The sequence below is a fragment of the Phocaeicola sp. RTP21359st1_B8_RTP21360_211022 genome (assembly GCF_040911965.1).
In the GTDB taxonomy this organism is placed as follows: Bacteria; Bacteroidota; Bacteroidia; order Bacteroidales; family Bacteroidaceae; genus Phocaeicola; species Phocaeicola vulgatus.
In genome coordinates, this window is record NZ_JBDFXP010000010.1 from 42,055 (window position 1) to 61,211 (window position 19,157).

General features: G+C 42.1%; 14 protein-coding genes. 10 read left to right on the plus strand and 4 right to left on the minus strand.

From position 1 onward, the window contains the following. Nucleotides 1-168 precede the first annotated feature (168 nt). Genes AB5062_RS07180 through AB5062_RS07210 form a run of 7 tightly spaced genes read left to right on the plus strand, consistent with a single transcriptional unit; the run spans nt 169 to nt 7,965 of the window. Nucleotides 169-1,377 (plus strand): BamA/TamA family outer membrane protein, encoded by a 1,209-nt coding sequence (locus AB5062_RS07180; RefSeq protein WP_005840194.1) that lies wholly within the window; start codon nt 169-171, stop codon nt 1,375-1,377. Between the two features lie 14 nt (nt 1,378-1,391). Continuing rightward, on the plus strand, nt 1,392-2,201 hold the full coding sequence (cysQ, locus tag AB5062_RS07185) for a 3'(2'),5'-bisphosphate nucleotidase CysQ (protein ID WP_005852847.1): 810 nt from the start codon (nt 1,392-1,394) through the stop codon (nt 2,199-2,201). 15 nt (nt 2,202-2,216) lie between these two features. After that, nucleotides 2,217-3,770, plus strand: a complete 1,554-nt coding sequence (locus AB5062_RS07190; RefSeq protein WP_032946080.1) for an SLC13 family permease — start codon at nt 2,217-2,219, stop codon at nt 3,768-3,770. Nucleotides 3,771-3,799: 29 nt separating this feature from the next. Beyond that, nucleotides 3,800-4,414, plus strand: a complete 615-nt coding sequence (cysC, locus tag AB5062_RS07195) for an adenylyl-sulfate kinase (RefSeq protein WP_005840188.1) — start codon at nt 3,800-3,802, stop codon at nt 4,412-4,414. Between the two features lie 11 nt (nt 4,415-4,425). Then, nucleotides 4,426-5,337, plus strand: a complete 912-nt coding sequence (cysD, locus tag AB5062_RS07200) for a sulfate adenylyltransferase subunit CysD (RefSeq protein WP_005840186.1) — start codon at nt 4,426-4,428, stop codon at nt 5,335-5,337. Nucleotides 5,338-5,373: 36 nt separating this feature from the next. Continuing rightward, nucleotides 5,374-6,831 (plus strand): sulfate adenylyltransferase subunit CysN, encoded by a 1,458-nt coding sequence (gene cysN, locus AB5062_RS07205; protein WP_008667718.1) that lies wholly within the window; start codon nt 5,374-5,376, stop codon nt 6,829-6,831. Between the two features lie 27 nt (nt 6,832-6,858). Further along, nucleotides 6,859-7,965, plus strand: a complete 1,107-nt coding sequence (locus AB5062_RS07210) for a sulfotransferase (protein ID WP_005852853.1) — start codon at nt 6,859-6,861, stop codon at nt 7,963-7,965. Between the two features lie 77 nt (nt 7,966-8,042). Here the strand turns inward: AB5062_RS07210 and AB5062_RS07215 are convergent, their stop codons facing one another. Next, nucleotides 8,043-9,242, minus strand: coding sequence for an OmpA family protein (locus tag AB5062_RS07215; protein ID WP_005852854.1), 1,200 nt, complete (start codon nt 9,240-9,242; stop codon nt 8,043-8,045). 106 nt (nt 9,243-9,348) lie between these two features. Then, a complete protein-coding gene (gene yaaA, locus AB5062_RS07220; RefSeq protein ID WP_032953683.1) occupies nt 9,349-10,116 on the minus strand; it encodes a peroxide stress protein YaaA in 768 nt (255 codons plus the stop codon). Nucleotides 10,117-10,203: 87 nt separating this feature from the next. Between yaaA and AB5062_RS07225 the strand changes: the two genes are divergently transcribed. Together AB5062_RS07225 and AB5062_RS07230 are read left to right on the plus strand one after the other, a co-directional pair. Next, entirely contained in the window at nt 10,204-10,704 is a 501-nt protein-coding gene (locus AB5062_RS07225; protein WP_005840175.1) for a TlpA disulfide reductase family protein, read from the plus strand. A gap of 20 nt (nt 10,705-10,724) precedes the next feature. Then, nucleotides 10,725-13,529, plus strand: coding sequence for a TonB-dependent receptor (locus tag AB5062_RS07230; RefSeq protein WP_032953684.1), 2,805 nt, complete (start codon nt 10,725-10,727; stop codon nt 13,527-13,529). 65 nt (nt 13,530-13,594) lie between these two features. Here the strand turns inward: AB5062_RS07230 and carB are convergent, their stop codons facing one another. Both carB and AB5062_RS07240 read right to left on the minus strand, forming a co-directional pair. Next, entirely contained in the window at nt 13,595-16,816 is a 3,222-nt protein-coding gene (carB, locus tag AB5062_RS07235; RefSeq protein WP_057280741.1) for a carbamoyl-phosphate synthase (glutamine-hydrolyzing) large subunit, read from the minus strand. Nucleotides 16,817-17,070: 254 nt separating this feature from the next. Beyond that, nucleotides 17,071-17,862 carry a hypothetical protein gene (locus tag AB5062_RS07240; protein WP_005840169.1) on the minus strand — a complete coding sequence of 264 codons (792 nt, stop codon included), beginning with the start codon at nt 17,860-17,862 and terminating at the stop codon, nt 17,071-17,073. Nucleotides 17,863-17,965: 103 nt separating this feature from the next. Here AB5062_RS07240 and trpS point away from each other — a divergent pair, with 103 nt between their 5' ends. Beyond that, on the plus strand, nt 17,966-19,060 hold the full coding sequence (gene trpS, locus AB5062_RS07245) for a tryptophan--tRNA ligase (protein ID WP_005840166.1): 1,095 nt from the start codon (nt 17,966-17,968) through the stop codon (nt 19,058-19,060). The last annotated feature ends 97 nt before the right edge of the window (nt 19,061-19,157 follow it).

Genomic DNA, 19,157 nt, shown 5'->3' on the forward strand with positions numbered 1-19,157 from the left:
GGCATATTGACACATTGTTACATTATAAAGAACGTGAAGATTCTTGAACTAAATAAAAACAAATTCAACACACCGTTATTCTTTGGCAGGACTTTTGTACTTTTGAAAACTCATTTGCCGTAGAAAGTTTTTTTGAGTAAGGACTTTGGGCAGACAATAAACTATTATATGAAAATAACATTACTTAGCTTGGTCCTGTGCCTGCTTTGTTCTTTGAATATGGCGGCACAAGGAAGTGACATAGGTAGTAATCCTGAGGATACCACCATTCATCAACTTTCAAAAAAAGAATTAAGACGCCGGAAGGTGGCTAAGCGCAATATACATTATAATATATTGGGAGGACCGAGTTATACTCCGGACTTTGGTGCGTTAATAGGAGGTAGTGCTCTTGTTACATTTCGTATGAATCCGTCGGATACCTTGCAGAAACGTTCTGTGTTGCCGATGGCTGTTGCGGTAATGTTCGAGGGGGGCTTGAATCTGATGGTGAAGCCTCAGTTGTTTTTCAAAAATGATAAATTCCGTATTTTTGGAAAATTCACTTACAAGAATACATTGGAGAATTTTTATGGTATCGGCTATGCTACCAATAAGCATTATGAGCGCAGTGACTCTACCAGTGAATATCGTTATAGCGGTTTCCAGATTAATCCGTGGTTTTTATTCCGTTTGGGTAAAAGTAATTTCTTTGCCGGTCCCCAGATTGACTTGAGTTATGATAAAATATCCGAGCCTGCCAAGTATTTGGTAGATCAGCCTGATTACAAAAGGTTGGGAGGCACTGCTCACGGATATTCCAATTTCAGTTCGGGAGTGGGATTTCTGCTGACTTATGACAGCCGGGATATTCCTGCCAATGCTTATAAAGGTATTTATCTGGATTTTCGTGGGCTGATGTACCAGAAGTTTTTGGGAGGAGATAATAACTTCTACCGCTTGGAAGTGGACTACCGCCAATACAAAAAGGTAGGAAATAGAAAAGTTATAGCTTGGACTGCCCAAACCAAGAATGTGTTTGGGGATGTTCCTATGAACCAATATGCTTTAAGTGGCACTCCTTTTGATCTTCGTGGATATTATATGGGGCAGTATCGTGATAAATCCTCTCATGTGGTGCTTGCCGAATATCGTCAGATGTTCAATACGGATAAAAGTACATGGGTAAAGCGTATGTTGCATCATTTGGGTTTTGTTGCATGGGGAGGGTGCGGTTTTATGGGGCCTACCATGGGTAAGATTGAAGGAGTGCTTCCCAATGCCGGTGTGGGACTTCGTATCGAGGTGCAGCCGCGTATGAATGTACGTCTGGATTTCGGACGTAATTTTGCCAATGATCAAAGTTTGTTCTATTTCAATATGACAGAAGCATTTTAATGGAAGTAAACACTATGCAGACTGAATATATATTAAAAGCGATGGATGCGGCTTTAGCCGCCGGTAAGGAAATTCTGAACGTTTATAATGATCCTTCTTCTGATTTTCAGGTTGAAAGGAAAGCCGATAATTCTCCACTGACTCTTGCAGACCGTAAGGCGCATGAAACCATTATGACTTATTTGCAGGAAACAGACTATCCGGTATTGAGTGAGGAAGGAAAGCATTTGCCTTACGAGAAACGGGCGCAATGGGATACGTTGTGGATAGTCGATCCCTTGGATGGAACAAAGGAATTTATAAAACGGAATGGGGAATTTACTGTCAATATTGCTTTGGTAAAAGAAGGAGTTCCTGTTTTTGGAGTGATTTATGTTCCTGTCAAAGAAACGCTTTATTGGGGTGAAGTGGCAACCGGCGCTTATAAAATGGAAGGAGTGACCGGACGTGCAGGCCGTTCACTGGAAGAAATGAAGGCATCGGCATTTCGTATGCCCTGTGCCGAAACAAATGAAGTTTTTGTCATTGTTGCTTCCCGTTCCCATCTGTCGGCCGAAACGGAAGAGTATATTGAGGAAAAGCGAAAGATATACCCTCATGTGGAGTTGGTGTCTGTAGGCAGTTCCATCAAGATTTGCAAAGTATGTGAGGGACTGGCCGATGAATATCCCCGTTTTGCTCCTACCATGGAGTGGGATACGGCTGCCGGTCATGCCATAGCCAAGGCATCCGGAGCAGAAATATATCAGGCGGGAAAAGAAGAACCGTTGAAATATAACAAGCCGGACTTGCTGAATCCTTGGTTTGTCGTTAAACGAAATTAATATCCGGAAACGATGCTGACATTCGAAATGATTATTGTGTTTTTGGGATTAATAGGGATGGTGACTGCATTAGTCCTTGATAAAATGCGCCCCGGAATGATTCTGTTCTCTGTTACTGTACTCTTTCTTTGTTTCGGTATATTGACTCCGAAAGAGATGTTGGAGGGATTCAGTAATAAAGGGATGATTACCGTAGCGTTGCTTTTCCTGATCAGTGAAGGAGTCCGGCAATCGGGAGCGTTGGGACAGTTGATAAAGAAACTTCTGCCTCAAGAGAAGACAACGGTCATGAAGGCGCAGGCACGTATGCTGCCCGCTATTTCTTTTGTTTCTGCTTTTCTCAATAATACGCCGGTGGTTGTGATTTTTGCTCCTATTATTAAACGTTGGGCGGAATCTGTCCGCATTCCGGCAACTAAATTCTTGATCCCTCTTTCATATGCTACCATACTGGGGGGAATGTGTACGCTTATCGGGACTTCTACTAATCTGGTGGTGGATGGTATGATTTTAGATGCCGGATATAAGGGCTTTGGTATGTTTGAATTAGGCCGGGTGGGTATTTTCATTGCTTTGGCAGGAATTGTTTATTTGTTGTTTTTTTCTTCCAGGTTATTGCCGGAGGTTCGGAAAGACACGGTAGGCGACGAACATGGGGAAGCGGATGCGTCTTCTTTTCATCGTGTTGAGGCGGTGATAGGTGCTCGTTTCCCGGGTATCAATAAAAGGGTGGGGGATTTTAATTTTGTCCGTCATTATGGTGCTGAAGTAAAAGAAATAAAACGAAGCGGAGTTAGTATTGTAGATAATCTGTCACGGGTGAAGTTTCATGAGGGAGATACTTTGGTGCTATGGGCGGATGATTCATTTATCTCTACATGGGGAGATTCTTCTGTATTCGTGTTATTGGCCAATGGCAAAGATACCGAGCCGAAAGCCGGGAGAAAGAAACGTTGGTTTGCATTGACTTTATTGGTGCTGATGATTGTGGGGGCAACAGTAGGAGAGTTGCCTTTTATGGAAGAATTACTTCCCGGTATTGATCTTGATATGTTCTTTTTTGCAGCTGTAACGACTGTGATAATGGCATGGACCAAACTTTTTCCGGCACGTAAATATACAAAATATATATCATGGGATATCTTGATAACCATTGCCTGTGCGTTTGCTATAAGTCGCGCCATGGTAAATTCCGGAGTGGCGGATATCATTGCGCATGGAATCATTGATATGAGTGATGACTACAGTCCGCATGTGTTGCTGGCTGTTTTGTTTATCATTACAAATCTGTTTACCGAACTGATAACCAATAATGCCGCCGCCGCATTGGCTTTTCCGCTTGCCCTTTCCTTATCCAATCAGTTGGGGGTAAGTCCGATGCCCTTTTTTGTTGTCATTTGCATCGCTGCATCTGCCAGTTTTTCCACTCCTATCGGTTATCAGACTAATTTGATTGTGCAGGGTATCGGAAACTATAAGTTTACGGATTTTGTACGTATCGGTTTGCCGTTGAATATATTGACATTTATAATTTCGGTTATTCTGATACCGCTGATATGGCCTTTTTGATGAAGTTAAAGACAAAATGAAAATAGAGAATGGAAGAGGAAAATATATATCCTATCTTTGACCGTATGCTTTCCCGGAAAGATAAAGAAGAACTGCTGGGACAACGGGGAGTTATGCTGTGGCTGACGGGACTTAGCGGTTCCGGTAAGAGTACTATTGCCATAGCTTTGGAACGTGAATTACATAAACGTGGTTTGCTCTGCCGTATATTGGACGGGGATAATATTCGTAGTGGCATCAATAATAATTTGGGCTTTTCGGCAGAGGATCGTGTGGAAAACATCCGTCGCATAGCCGAAATAGGCAAGTTGTTTGTTGATACGGGAATCATTACCATTGCCGCTTTCATCAGTCCCGGCAATGAGCTTCGGCAGATGGCTGCCCGTATTATCGGGATAGAGGATTTCCTGGAAATCTATGTCAGCACTCCTTTGGTAGAGTGTGAGAAACGTGATGTGAAAGGACTTTATGCCAAAGCACGTCGGGGTGAAATCAAGAACTTTACCGGAATTTCCGCCCCTTTTGAAGCTCCGGAGCATCCTGCCTTATCTTTGGATACTTCTAAGCTGAGTTTGGAAGAGTCGGTCAATACTTTGTTGGAGTTGGTGCTCCCCATTGTTGGTAAAAAAGGAGAAAAAATATAATTCATTATAAAATGGAAGAAAATTATAAATTGAGCCACTTAAGGGAACTGGAAGCGGAGTCTATCCATATCATTCGTGAAGTGGCAGCTGAATTTGAGAATCCTGTTATGCTTTATAGTATTGGTAAAGATTCGTCTGTCATGGTACGTTTGGCAGAGAAGGCTTTCTATCCGGGAAAAGTGCCTTTCCCTTTGATGCATATCGATTCTAAATGGAAATTCAGGGAAATGATAGAGTTCCGTGATCAATACGCCAAAGAACATGGATGGAATTTGATAGTGGAAAGTAATATGGAGGCTTTTAATGCCGGAGTAGGGCCTTTTACGCATGGCAGCAAAGTGCATACCGATTTAATGAAGACACAGGCGTTGCTTCACGGGTTGGATAAATACAGGTTTGATGCCGCCTTTGGTGGAGCACGTCGTGATGAGGAAAAGTCACGTGCCAAAGAACGTATATTCTCTTTTCGTGACCGTTTTCATCAGTGGGATCCTAAAAACCAGCGTCCTGAGTTGTGGGATATTTATAATGCTAAGATTCATAAAGGGGAAAGTATCCGTGTGTTTCCATTAAGCAACTGGACTGAGCTGGATATCTGGCAGTACATCCGTTTGGAAAATATTCCTATCGTGCCGCTCTATTTTGCCAAGGAACGTCCTGTGGTGAATATAGATGGAAATCTGATTATGGCTGATGATGACCGACTGCCCGAAGAATATCGGGACCGTATTGAAATGAAGAAAGTGCGTTTCCGTACTTTGGGGTGTTGGCCTTTGACCGGGGCCGTAGAGAGTGATGCCGATACGATTGAGAAAATTGTAGAGGAAATGATGACCACTACCAAAAGCGAGCGTACTACCCGTGTCATTGATTTCGACCAGGATGCCAGTATGGAGCAGAAGAAACGTGAAGGATATTTTTAAATGGATAAGTAGGAATTTAAAATGAAGGAATGGGTGATGGAGAATAAACTGAATATAAAGGAATATTTAGATAAGGATGAACAGAAAGACTTGCTACGCCTGTTGACAGCCGGTTCGGTAGACGATGGAAAGTCTACCCTGATAGGACGTCTGTTGTTTGACAGCAAGAAGTTGTACGAGGACCAGCTTGCCGCTTTGGAACGTGACAGCAAACGTGTGGGGAATGCAGGTGACCATATAGATTACGCTTTGTTGTGCGACGGGTTGAAAGCAGAGCGCGAGCAGGGTATTACGATTGATGTAGCTTACCGTTATTTTTCAACGAACAACCGTAAATTTATCATAGCCGATACTCCGGGACATGAACAATATACCCGCAATATGATTACCGGAGGTTCTACTGCCAATCTTGCCATAATCTTGGTAGATGCTCGCTTGGGTGTGATTACGCAGACCTGCCGCCATACTTTTCTGGTATCTTTATTGGGAATAAAGCATGTGGTGCTGGCGGTGAACAAGATGGACCTTGTCGGGTTTTCGGAGGAGCGTTTCAACGAAATCGTGACCGAATATAAGAAATTTGTAGAGCCATTGGGAATCCCGGATGTGACTTGTATTCCTCTTTCGGCACTTGACGGTGACAATGTGGTGCAGAAATCTGAACGTACGCCATGGTACAAAGGTACTTCTTTATTGGAATTGCTTGAAACGGTTTCCATCGAGAATGACCATAATCTGACTGATTTCCGTTTCCCGGTTCAGTATGTATTAAGACCGAATCTGGATTTCCGCGGTTTCTGTGGAAAGGTTGCTTCCGGTGTCATCCATAAAGGAGATGAGGTGATGGCTTTGCCTTCCGGCAAGAAATCTCATATCAAGAGTATTGTTACTTATGATGGTGAGTTAGAGTATGCTTTCCCGCCGCAAGCAGTGACATTGACTTTGGAGGATGAGATTGACGTGTCTCGCGGAGATATGTTGGTGCATGCCGATAATGTGCCTGTGATAGATCGTAACTTTGAAGCCATGTTGGTATGGATGGATGAGGAGGCGATGGACCTTGACAAATCTTTCTTTATCAAGCATACCACCAATACAGGACGTACCCGTATAGATAGCATTAAGTATAAAGTGGATGTGAATACGATGGAGCATCTGTCTGTTGAAAACGGTAAATTGAAAAAGGAGGATCTGCCTTTGCAATTGAATCAGATTGCCCGTGTGACATTTACTACCGCCAAGCCGCTTTTCTTTGATTCTTATCAAAAGAATAAAGCTTGCGGTTCTTTTATTCTGATTGACCCCATTACCAATAACACCAGTGCGGTGGGGATGATTATAGACAGAGTGGAAGCCAAAGATATGCTGAATGCCATGGAAGTTCCTACTTTGAATCTGGCAGCTATGGGTATTGGTGAGGAACATTATGAAGCCATAGAAAAGGTGGTGAAAGAATTGGACCGTCAAGGCATTTCAGTCAAGATAGAAAAATAACAGCGTACAATTAAAAAAAGAAAAGTAATGGGATTACTTGAATTCAACAAGCTGCCGATTAATACATTGGTAGGCGCCGATTGGAAAACGTTCAAGGCGATTACTGCGGGAAGGGAAATTGATCCGGCATATAGAGGAAAATACCGTTTGACGAAAGCAGTATGCCGTTTGCTTTCCACCTTGGCTCCATTGCAGGAAAAGCGATACAGGAAACTGTTGGCCGACAAGCCTTTGGAACACGATCCGGTCTTTATCCTCGGACATTGGCGTAGCGGGACTACCTTTATGCATAATGTGTTCTCTTGTGACAAACATTTCGGATATAATACTACTTATCAGACGGTGTTTCCTCACCTGATGATGTGGGGACAGCCTTTTTTCAAGAAGAATATGAGTTGGCTGATGCCCGACAAGCGTCCGACGGATAATATGGAACTGGCTGTAGACTTGCCTCAGGAGGAAGAGTTTGCATTGGCCAATATGATGCCCTATACCTATTATAACTTTTGGTTCCTGCCTAAGTACCAACAGGAATATGCTGATAAATATTTGTTATTCAATGATATCAGTGATGAGGAATTGAAAGTGTTTGAGGATATATTCACCAAACTTATTAAAATTTCTCTTTGGAATACAGGCGGAACACAATTCTTAAGTAAGAATCCGCCTCATACAGGCCGTGTAAAAGAGTTGGTCAAGATGTTTCCGAATGCCAAATTCATCTATTTGATGCGTAATCCGTATACGGTATTCGAATCTACAAGGAATTTCTTCACCAATACAATCCAGCCGTTGAAACTGGAGGATATTTCTCCAGAGGCGTTGGAACAGAATGTGCTTTCCATTTATGCCAAGCTGTATCATAAATATGAGGCGGATAAACAATTCATTCCTGAAGGAAATTTGATGGAAGTGAAGTTCGAGGATTTTGAAGCGGATGCAATGGCTATGACCGAGCATATCTATAAATCTCTTTCTATTCCCGGATTCGAAGCAGCTGCTCCGGCTATCAGCCAATATATAGGCGGAAAGAAGGGATATAAGAAGAATAAGTATAAGTATGACGACCGTACGGTCCGGTTAGTGGAAGAGAATTGGAAGTTTGCACTGGATCAGTGGGGCTATTCCATCTAAAAAATAAATGCCCGCAATACTGTTTTTATAAGGAATTGCGGGCATGATTATCTTCTGCTGACAGAAATCAGTGTATATTATTGGGCTTCGATAATTACACGACGGTTGAATGCCGGAGGAGTTAAGGTGTTGACACCACCCATTCCGCTGATAATCAGATTGTTTTTGTTGACACCCAATTTAACCAGTTCATTAGCCACGTTGTTGGCACGGTCTTCACTTAACTGCTTGTTCCATGCAGCGCTACCTGTATCACTATCAGCATAACCGGTTACTTTCAATTTTAGTCCCGGGTTGTCTTTTACCAGATCTGCGATTTGTTGCAAATTTACAGTAGAGTTGGTAGGAAGAACCGCTGAACCGATCTGGAAAAATACAGATTGAGGAGCCGGAGCAATTTGGTTCACTGTCACTTGTTCTGTAACCACTTCAGTGGGTTGGTTGGCAAGTTGGGCCTTTAATTGACGGTTTTGTTCTATCTGTTGAGCCAAAGCGGTATTGATGGCATCCATTTGTGAAGAGGTAAGTGCCATGATAGCATCTACATCCGGAGCAGGTTTGAATCCTCTTTGTGGAAATTTATAAGTGATACCCACTGTAGCACCTGCCATAAAATCAGGGCCTTTACTGGTGGTTTTTCCATCAAATTTGTTTTCTGTACCCATTCCGTAAAGTTCCAGATTCAAGTCCCAGGCACTGGCCAGATGGAATGTATTGATGATACCGAAATTGAATGCCAGTGAATTACGACGTGGAGCATCATATGAGTGGGCAAAACCGAAACCTACGAATGGCACGAAGTCGTATATGCGGTCTTCATTATATCCGGCTATCATGTTACTGACATTAAATAAGATGTCACCATGCAAATTCATGTAGTTGAACTTATCCTGATAGTATCCTTCGCTTAACATGTGAGGTTTGGAATATGCGGAAGGTTCACTGGAAAAACTCTTCGACTGCAAACCACTATATTGCAAACGTAATCCTAAGCCGGGAGTAAACCATTTGCCGATTGATATTTGAAGAGCGGGAGCAATACGTTTCTTGAATTTACCAAGATCGGACTGATCGCCGAACAGTACTTGTGCACCTCCACCAACAGAGAAGAACCAATTATCGAAGAAGTGATTGGTCTCTACCTTGTACTTATCCACAGGTACCTCCATTACATCTACACTCTCGCCTACAAGGACGTTTTGTGAATTGCTTTTCTGTTGCGCAAACGCTACAGAACTTAAACTGGCCGCAGCCAGCAAAAACATTAATTTTTTCATACTCATTTCTATTAGTTAATTATTGTCCAGGTTTATCTTCCCAAATTCAACTAAATAACATGAGTGCTGATAAAAAGTTTGAGTAGGTTGACTATTTAATATTTTTTTATGAAAGAAGGCTAAAAAGATAGTGGGTATCTGTGCTGTGTCCGGCATCAAAACTGAATCCTTCCCATTTGAATCCTTTGAAATCCCCAGGATTCTCTATCCGGTTTTTAATGATGAAGCGTGTCAATTCTCCACGGCACATTTTTGCATAAACCACAACGGTGGTTAATTTCCCTTTTTTCCATACCTGAAATTCCGGCGTGATCACTTGTACTTCCTGCTCCACGCGTTTCCAGTCGAATAAATCTTTCATCTCCCCACTTGCCAGATTGATTAGTATTCCTCCTCTTGCTTTAATTTCTTTGATAAAGGTGTCGGTCAGAATCGGCTTCCAATAGTCAAACATGGATATTCCTCCACGTTCGGGCAGTTTGATATCTCCTTCCATTCTGTAATTCTTGATCTGGTCTAACGGGCGGAGTAATCCGTAAAGAAAAGAAGTGATCCGCAAGTGATCCTGTGCATATTGAAAATCTTCAGGAGTAAAGTCCTGTGGATGGATACGTTTATATACTATACCGGTATAAGCCAGTAAGGCAGCTAAAGCCGAGGGAGAGTCCGAACAGAAATCTTGAAATCGCATATAGTTCTCCGCTGCTATTTTGCTGTTCACACGTAAAAGTCGTTCCAGTTCTTCAGCAGAGAATTGGGACATATCAAGTGCATTCTGTATTGCTTCGGTTTGGAATTGTGGTGTGCTGGTAACAGGAGTTTGTATTTTGCTCCGTCCGGTCATTGTTTTGGCACATGAAATAAAAGTCATCATAGGCTAAAAAATAATATTTTCTGGCGGCAAATATAAGAAAAACAGATATATTTGTCTTTGTTATTCCATAATTAAATATTGAGAACTATGAAAATGAAAAAGTTAGGATTATTGTTCATGATGCTTTGCATGGTATTTGCCGTAAATGCTCAAGAATTGAAAAAAGGAGATAAATTACCTGATTTTCATCTAAAATCTGCGGTATATGGAGATGTTTCTTCGGCTGAATTGAAAGGTAAGGTCGTTTTGGTGAGCTTATTTGCCACTTGGTGCGGGCCATGTCAGCTGGAACTGGCTGAAATAGAGAAGACTTTGTGGCCTGAATATAAAGATAACAAGGACTTCGTATTATTAGTAATTGGTCGTGAGCATACGGATGAACAGTTGAGGGCTTATAATGAACGGAAGAAATTCACTTTCCCGTTATATCCCGATCCTAAACGTGAGGTGTTCTCTTTATTTGCTGAAAAGTCAATTCCTCGCGCCTATCTTTTCAATAAAGAAGGAGAAGCCGTTTATACTTCCATCGGGTATGAGAAAGAAGAATTTGGATATCTGATGAATGCCATTGCGGAAGCATTGAAATAGGACCCTGTTGATATTTCAAGATGACTAAACTGTTCTCGTTGTTTATTATATTGTCTTTTGTTCTCCCGGTTAGTGGACAGGAAAAGCTTGATTCAGATAAAGCAAGAAAAGAAAAAGCTTATCATTTGACGGGTTCTGTCAGAGAACAGGGAGAACGCCCTTATCCCGATCCTTTGCCGGATGTAAATATCCAACTTTATTCTTTGCCTGATACGAGTTTTATAGAAGGTACGGTGAGCGATAAGAAGGGTGTTTTCCGTTTGTACCCTATGAATCCCGGTAATTATTTAATAAGGGCTTCTTTTTTAGGATATGAAACCATTGAAAAAAAAGTGAATATTCCTGCTTATCGGAAAGAAGTTTATGGAGGTGCTCTGATGATGAAACCTTCCAGTATTGTATTGGATGAAACGGTTATAAAGGCCGAACTGCAGAAAATGAAGATGTCCGGAGATACATTAGTATATAATACCGGAGCCTTTAAGACATCGGAAGGAGCTGTTCTGCAGGATTTGGTGAGGCAGCTTCCCGGATTGGAATTAGACGAGAAATCCGGCAAGATGAATTTTCATGGAAAGGAAATCACTCAGATCTTATTAAATGGAAAGGAGTTTTTTGCAGATAGCAAAGTTGCTTTGAACAATATGCCGGTAGATGCTTTGAAAGAGGTAAAGGTATACGAGCAGCAGTCGGATAAAGAGCAAATGACAGGGGTGTCAGACGGTAAGAAGAAAACGGTGATGGATGTGAAGACCAAGAAGGATTTGACAGATGGATTAATGGGGGACGTTTCAGCTTTGAAAGGTTCGGGGGATATGTATGGAGCGAAAATGAGTTTGAATAAATTTGTCGGAAAATGGCGGATGTCCTTGTATGGTGATTTAGGAAAACTCCCCAGATATGGTAATTTTATCAGTGATATGGCCGATAATCCTGCTCAAATGAAGGATATTGGTTTTAGCTTGGGAACGGAAATAAAGAAGCTCAACCTCAATGTCAGTGCTTCATATAATAATAATAAAAGCGCGGATGAATCGCGAAGCCAGTCAGAAGAATATCTGCCTAACGGTAGCCAATATGCCTATAATAAAGGCTTGAGTACGGGTAGGAATAGTTCTTTTTGGGAGAATATATATCTGACGGGAAGTTTGAGTGACCGGACGGAAATTAATTTCAGGCATAACATCAATCATAGCCGGTTAAATTCGGTATCAGAAAATATTTCGGCGACTTTCAGTACCAATCCTTTGGACTATGTTTCAGAGCCTTGGAGGGACGATGCAATGATTCCTCCTGAGTTCAGGATAAATAAAAATACGGGAAATTCTCAAAATAAGACGAACAATCTGATGATAGGCAATAATCTTTTGCTCACTCATAATTTGAATGATATCGGCCGGAAACTCTCCATAGAGTTAAGAAATGATTATAGTAATCAGGCGAGTGGTAATTATCAGCAATCGTCTATTACTTATTATCAATTGAAGAATGACCTGGGGGCAGATTCGGTTTTATATAGAAATCAATACCGGGAGTCACCTGCCAGAAATTTATTATTGGCGGGGGAGGTCAGCTATACGGAGCCAATAGGAAAACAAATGCTTCAGGTTTATTATCGGCATGAGTATCAACGGCAGAGTAATAATGCGGTTACGTACAATTTGGATGAGGATGCTTTGTGGGGAAGTCTTCCATCTGGTTATGAGGCAGGAAGGGTGGATAGTTTAAGTGATTATACTCGTAATGATCTTCATTCCAATGAATTCGGACTGCGTACCACACTTAATTGGAGAAAAGTGAGGTTGAATATCCGGTTTGGGCTGTCGCCTCAGAAGTCTACGACGAAAAGCAACAGGGGAAAAGTGAAGATAGATACGACCATTACCGTGTTGAACATAGTGCCCGAACTGCATTTTGATTATGATTTGGGCAATAACCATAATATGAGTGTGTATTATAGCGGATACACCCGGCAGCCTTCCATTTATGATTTGTTGTCTGTGCCCGATTATACTAATCCTCTGAACATAACAATGGGGAATCCGGGGCTGAAACCCGCTTTCGGGCAAAGTATATCTGTGAATTACAGAGGAGGAAATATGGAAAAGCAGGAAATGTTATATTGTGGTTTGAGATATAATAATACGATAAATGATATAAGCCGGAAAAGAACCTATGATGAGAAGAGTGGGGTATATACCAGTCGGCCCGAGAATATAAATGGTAATTGGGGCATTGGCGGGAATATATATTATACGAATAAATTATTCAAGAAAATTTTCGCTCGTCTTGCTACTAATGCAAATTATAACCGGAGGGTTTCGTATGTGCAGATAATGGGAGAAGCCAATGAGAATGATCGTAACACCTCCCAAATGCTTTCCTTGATGCAGGATGTGGAGTTTGCCTATAAATTGGAAGAGCATGAGTTTAAGATAAATGGAGCAATCACTTATCAGCAAGCCGATAACAGTTATACAAACAATTCGGATTACAGGACGTATGACTTTTATTATGGCGCGGAGTGTCGACTGAAGTTACCTCTCAACTTGAATCTTTATACCGTTGTGAGAAGTATGAATCGCAGGGGATATAAGGATGAGGCCTCCAATACGACGCAGTGGCTTTGGAACGGTGAGCTGACTTACAGTTTTCTGAAAGGGAAAAGAGGGTTGCTTAAATTTCAGGTTGTTGATATTCTGCAACAACGGGATTTTGTCAATCGTTGGATGAATGATACCGGACAGGGAGAAACTTGGACTTGGGGATTGGGACGTTATGCGATGGCTACTTTTACTTATCGTTTTAATGATCTTTCCCGTTAGGAGATAAAAAAGGAGCTGATTCAGGAAAAACGAATCAGCTCCTTTTTGAATATCCCTAAGAAAGATTATTTGTAATCTTGCCAGCTCTTTATCTGAATATCCTTTTCACTCATTTCACAGAATGCTTCAATGAAAGCACTTGCCAAACGGGCGTTGGTAATCAAAGGAATATTGTGGTCGATTGCTCCACGACGAATTTTGTAACCATTAGTCAGCTCACGTTTGGTATGGTTTTTCGGAATGTTGACTATCAGGTCGAATTTATGTTCGGCAATCATCTTCATGACATTGTTTTCTGCATCGGGCTTTTCATCCGGCCAGTAAACCGGTGTGGTATTTACTCCGTGTGCATTCAAGAAAGTTGCGGTTCCGGCAGTTGCATAGATCTCATATCCTTTTTCTGCCAGCATACGGCTTGCTTCCAGCAAATCTACTTTGGATTTGGTGGCACCTGACGAGAACATGACAGATTTTGTAGGAATCTTGAAACCGACAGCAATCATAGAGTTCAGCAAAGCTTCATGGAAGTCATCACCGATACAACCCACTTCACCTGTTGAAGACATATCTACACCCAATACAGGGTCTGCCTTGTGCAGACGGGAGAAAGAGAACTGGGAAGCTTTCACACCGATCCAGTCAATATCGAATGCCGACTTGTCCGGTTGGCTGTATGGAGCACCCAACATGATGCGGGTTGCGGTTTCAATGAAGTTGCGTTTCAATACTTTGGAAACAAACGGGAATGAACGTGATGCGCGCAGGTTGCATTCAATCACTTTCACTTCATTGTTCTTAGCCAGGAACTGCATGTTGAACGGACCGGAAATGTTTAATTCTTTAGCGATACGGCGACCAATCTTCTTGATACGGCGTGCTGTTTCGAAATAAATTTTCTGAGCCGGGAATACTAATGTGGCATCACCTGAATGGACACCTGCATATTCAATGTGTTCGGAGATGGCATATTCCACTACTTCACCGTTTTGGGCTACAGCGTCGAATTCTATTTCTTTAGTATCTTGCATGAATTGGGATACGACTACCGGATATTCTTTAGAAACTTCTTTAGCCATCTGCAAGAATTCCTTCAGTTCATCTTCGTTATAGCATACGTTCATGGCAGCGCCCGAGAGTACATAGGAAGGACGGACCAATACCGGGTAACCTACTTTGTTTACAAATTCTTCCATGTCTTCCAGGCTGGTCAATTCTTTCCATGCCGGTTGGTCAATACCCAGTTGGTCAAGCATGGCCGAGAATTTATGACGGTTTTCCGCACGGTCGATAGAAAGCGGAGAAGTTCCCAATACAGGTACCGACTGACGGTGAAGCTTCATTGCTAGGTTATTAGGTATTTGTCCACCTACCGATACAATGACACCACCCGGCTGCTCCAGATCAATCACGTCAAGTACACGTTCAAATGAAAGTTCGTCAAAATACAGACGGTCGCACATATCATAGTCGGTAGAAACTGTTTCGGGGTTATAGTTAATCATGATGGATTTGTAACCCAACTTGCGTGCGGTTTGGACAGCATTTACAGAGCACCAGTCGAATTCCACGGATGAACCGATGCGGTAAGCGCCTGAACCTAATACAACTACCGATTTTTCGTTTTTATAATAATTGACGTCATAACCCGTAGTAGCGTATGTCATATACAGGTAATTGGTCAATTCGGGATGTTCAGATGCGACGGTATTGATACGCTTGACAGCCGGAAGGATATTCAAAGCTTTACGACGGGCGCGTACAGCCAAGTTCTCCTTTTCCATATTGCCACTGGCTTTCAATACGAAGCGTGCAATCTGGAAGTCGGAGAAGCCTAATACTTTAGCTTGGCGAAGCACATCTTCGGGCAGATCCTCAATCTTATTATAAGTCGAAAGTTTGGCCTTATAGTCAACGATGTTTTTCAACTTACCCAGGAACCACGGGTCGATTTTGGTCAGTTCGTGGATGCGTTCAATGCTGTATCCTTCTTCCAATGCCGAGGCGATGGAGAAAATACGGAGGTCTGTCGGGTTGGCCAGTTCCTCATCCAGGTTTTCAAATTTAGTATGGTCATTTCCTACGAAACCATGCATACCCTGACCTATCATACGAAGACCTTTCTGAATGATTTCTTCGAAAGAACGGCCTATAGACATGATTTCACCCACAGACTTCATGCTGGAGCCAATCTGGCGTGATACACCTGCGAATTTAGTCAAGTCCCAACGGGGGATTTTACAAATCAAGTAATCCAACTGGGGAGCTTCGTAGGCTGAGTTGGGAGTACCCATCTCGCCAATCTGGTCTAGTGTGTAGCCTAAAGCGATTTTGGCGGCAACGAATGCCAGAGGGAATCCGGTTGCTTTAGAAGCCAAGGCAGAAGAACGGCTCAGGCGTGCATTTACTTCGATAACACGGTAGTCATTCGTTTCTGCATTGAAAGCATACTGGATATTACATTCACCCACAATACCCAAGTGACGGATACATTTTGTAGACAAATCTTGCAACATTGTTACTTGTTCTTCTGTCAGAGAGCAAGTGGGGGCCACCACGATAGATTCACCGGTATGGATTCCCAGCGGGTCGAAGTTTTCCATGCTTGCCACTGTAAAACAATGGTCGTTGGCATCGCGGATTACTTCGAATTCTATTTCTTTCCAACCTTTCAATGACTCTTCAACCAGGATCTGTTTAGAGAATGCGAATGAACTTTCAGCCAGTTTGATGAAAGCTTCTTCATCCGGACAGATACCGCTGCCTAAACCACCTAGTGCGTATGCGGAGCGTACCATAACCGGATAACCGATTTCGCGGGCAGCTTTCAGAGCCTCTTCCATACTTTCCACGGCGTGGCTCTTCGGGGTTTTCATCGGAATTTCATCCAGCTTCTTTACGAATAAATCACGGTCTTCAGTGTACATGATGGCTTCTACCGAAGTACCCAATACTTCTACACCATATTTCTTCAGTGTACCGTTCAGGTAAAGTTCGGTACCGCAGTTCAATGCAGTTTGTCCACCGAAAGCCAATAAAATACCGTCCGGTTGTTCTTTTTTGATAATTTCTTCAACAAAGAAGGGAGTGACAGGAAGAAAATAAACCTTGTCGGCTATGCCTTCCGAAGTCTGGATAGTCGCGATGTTAGGATTTACCAACACCGAATGAATGCCTTCTTCGCGCAATGCTTTCAGCGCTTGTGAACCTGAGTAGTCAAACTCTCCTGCCTGGCCTATCTTGAGTGCACCCGAACCCAATACCAGGACTTTCTTTAAATCCTTTTTCATTGAAAGTTTCTTTTATTATAATAGTTGTTTTAATGTCGCTAAATATTAAAAAAAATGCGTCCATCCTCGTACGAGGACTAACGCATTTGTTCGTATGTCTATATTATCTTTGTTCCTGTAGGATACATAGCATTACTAAATTTTGTGCAAAGTAACGACTTATTTCCAAGATAACAAAATAAATCAAGATCTTTGTCAACACAAATTAAAATAAAAGTCTGAAATCCTCTCCGAATGTTCTGTTTTTTGTATATTTATTCGGATACTTCTGTATCATCGGCATACGAAAAGCGGAATGAATATCCTATATTTTCCGATCCGCCCATCAGGGTCATATCTTTTAGTCTTCCATCCTGCCGGAAACTATAGTCGTATATATAATAAGTGTCTTCCAGAATATTGGCGCTTCTTTTCCCTAGAATTTCGGCCATCTGTCCGAAAGTGTTCATTACGGTGGTATAGTTTTCGCGGTCATCAATCCATTGTGCCAGTGTGTTCAAGTCCAGACTATAATCATTGGCGATATTGGAAACTCTGTAATCACTGTTGTAAGTTCCTCTTGGAGTAGTGGTTATGGAAGATAGATTTCCGCTTTCCCAATTGTATTCCAATACGGTTCCATTGTTATTGCAGCTTTTCAGATAACCTTCATTGTCATAAGAATAGGTTACCGGATTTTCCCGGTTGGAGAATTTGCATACATAACTTCTGCCGTTTTCCAACGAGGTGCTTATTTCTACCAAAGGAGAATTTTCCGTAGAGTAAGTATAACTGACTTCAGAGTTCTCTTTGTACGTGTAATTTACTGCCGCTAACGGTGAACTGCTATAAATGCGGGTCAGCCGTTTGTTGTTGTCGTAAGTGAGGCTTATCATTCCCTGATAAGTGATAACATCCGAAATCTTATGCACTTTAATTCCGGTAATCATCCGTGAAGGTTCCGGTACGGGAATACTTTTATCGTCATCATCGGAACATGCGGCAAAGAACAGGCTTGCTACAGAAATAAATAGAGCTAGTTTAATGGTCGGTCTTAGTTTATTCATCGAAACAATTATTATATGTGAAATAGCGGTTCAAAGTTAAGTGTTTGTGTCAGAATATTCCTATCTTTGCGTAATTTTTAATATAAGATAATATTTAAGAGATATGGGAAAAGAAAAAATCATACTGACCGGTGACCGTCCTACGGGAAGATTGCATATCGGTCATTACGTAGGTTCGTTGAAGCGCAGAGTTGAACTTCAGAATTCCGGACTGTATGACAAGACTTTTATTTTCATTGCCGATGCGCAGGCATTAACCGATAATATAGAAAATCCCGAGAAGGTGCGTCAGAATGTGATTGAGGTGGCGCTTGATTATATGGCTGTCGGTCTGGACCCGATGAAGTCCACCATCTTTATCCAGTCTCAGATTCCCGAATTGTGCGAATTGACTTTCTATTATATGGATTTGGTCACAGTGTCACGCTTGCAGCGTAACCCGACAGTGAAAACCGAAATCCAGATGCGTAATTTTGAAACCAGCATCCCGGTAGGGTTCTTCACTTATCCTATCAGTCAGGCTGCTGATATTACCGCTTTCAAAGCAACTACCGTTCCGGTGGGTGAAGATCAGGAGCCGATGATTGAGCAGACCCGTGAAATTGTACGTCGTTTCAATCATATTTATGGTGATACGTTGGTAGAACCCGAAATCCTGTTGCCGGACAATGCGGCTTGTCTGCGTCTGCCGGGTACGGATGGAAAGGCTAAGATGAGCAAATCATTGGGTAACTGTATTTATTTGTCGGACACAGCCGACGAGGTGGAAAAGAAAGTGAAGAGCATGTATACCGACCCTACTCACCTGAAAGTTTCTGATCCGGGTAAATTGGAAGGAAATACAGTATTCACTTATCTGGATGCTTTTTGTAAGCCTGAGCATTTTGGACGTTATTTGCCCGATTATCCTAATTTGGATGAACTGAAGGCACATTACACCCGTGGTGGATTGGGAGACATGAAGGTGAAGAAGTTCCTTGCCGCTATTATGCAAGAAGAATTGACGCCTATCCGCGAACGTCGTAAAGAGTTTGAAAAGGATATTCCGGCTATTTACGATATGTTACGTAAGGGATGCGAAACAGCCCGTGCTACGGCAACCGCTACATTGGATGAAGTACGCAAGGCGATGAAGATTAACTATTTTGATGATGTGGAATTGATTGCCGAACAGGCAAAGCGTTTCGGGCAGGAATAAAATAAATTCAAAAGGAAAAAGGGGAAACTATATATAATTAAGGTATAGTTTCCCTTTTTTGTTTCTTGAATGATAAGACAGGATTTGTAATTTATCC

Bases quoted from the DNA above. Each gene is read 5' to 3' on its own strand.
- AB5062_RS07180 (WP_005840194.1), top strand. From the start codon at position 169: ATGAAAATAACATTACTTAGCTTGGTCCTGTGCCTGCTTTGTTCTTTG.
- cysQ (WP_005852847.1), top strand. From the start codon at position 1,392: ATGCAGACTGAATATATATTAAAAGCGATGGATGCGGCTTTAGCCGCC.
- cysC (WP_005840188.1), top strand. From the start codon at position 3,800: ATGGAAGAGGAAAATATATATCCTATCTTTGACCGTATGCTTTCCCGG.
- cysD (WP_005840186.1), top strand. From the start codon at position 4,426: ATGGAAGAAAATTATAAATTGAGCCACTTAAGGGAACTGGAAGCGGAG.
- cysN (WP_008667718.1), top strand. From the start codon at position 5,374: ATGGAGAATAAACTGAATATAAAGGAATATTTAGATAAGGATGAACAG.
- AB5062_RS07210 (WP_005852853.1), top strand. From the start codon at position 6,859: ATGGGATTACTTGAATTCAACAAGCTGCCGATTAATACATTGGTAGGC.
- AB5062_RS07215 (WP_005852854.1), bottom strand. From the start codon at position 9,242: ATGAAAAAATTAATGTTTTTGCTGGCTGCGGCCAGTTTAAGTTCTGTA.
- yaaA (WP_032953683.1), bottom strand. From the start codon at position 10,116: ATGATGACTTTTATTTCATGTGCCAAAACAATGACCGGACGGAGCAAA.
- AB5062_RS07225 (WP_005840175.1), top strand. From the start codon at position 10,204: ATGAAAATGAAAAAGTTAGGATTATTGTTCATGATGCTTTGCATGGTA.
- AB5062_RS07230 (WP_032953684.1), top strand. From the start codon at position 10,725: ATGACTAAACTGTTCTCGTTGTTTATTATATTGTCTTTTGTTCTCCCG.
- carB (WP_057280741.1), bottom strand. From the start codon at position 16,816: ATGAAAAAGGATTTAAAGAAAGTCCTGGTATTGGGTTCGGGTGCACTC.
- AB5062_RS07240 (WP_005840169.1), bottom strand. From the start codon at position 17,862: ATGAATAAACTAAGACCGACCATTAAACTAGCTCTATTTATTTCTGTA.
- trpS (WP_005840166.1), top strand. From the start codon at position 17,966: ATGGGAAAAGAAAAAATCATACTGACCGGTGACCGTCCTACGGGAAGA.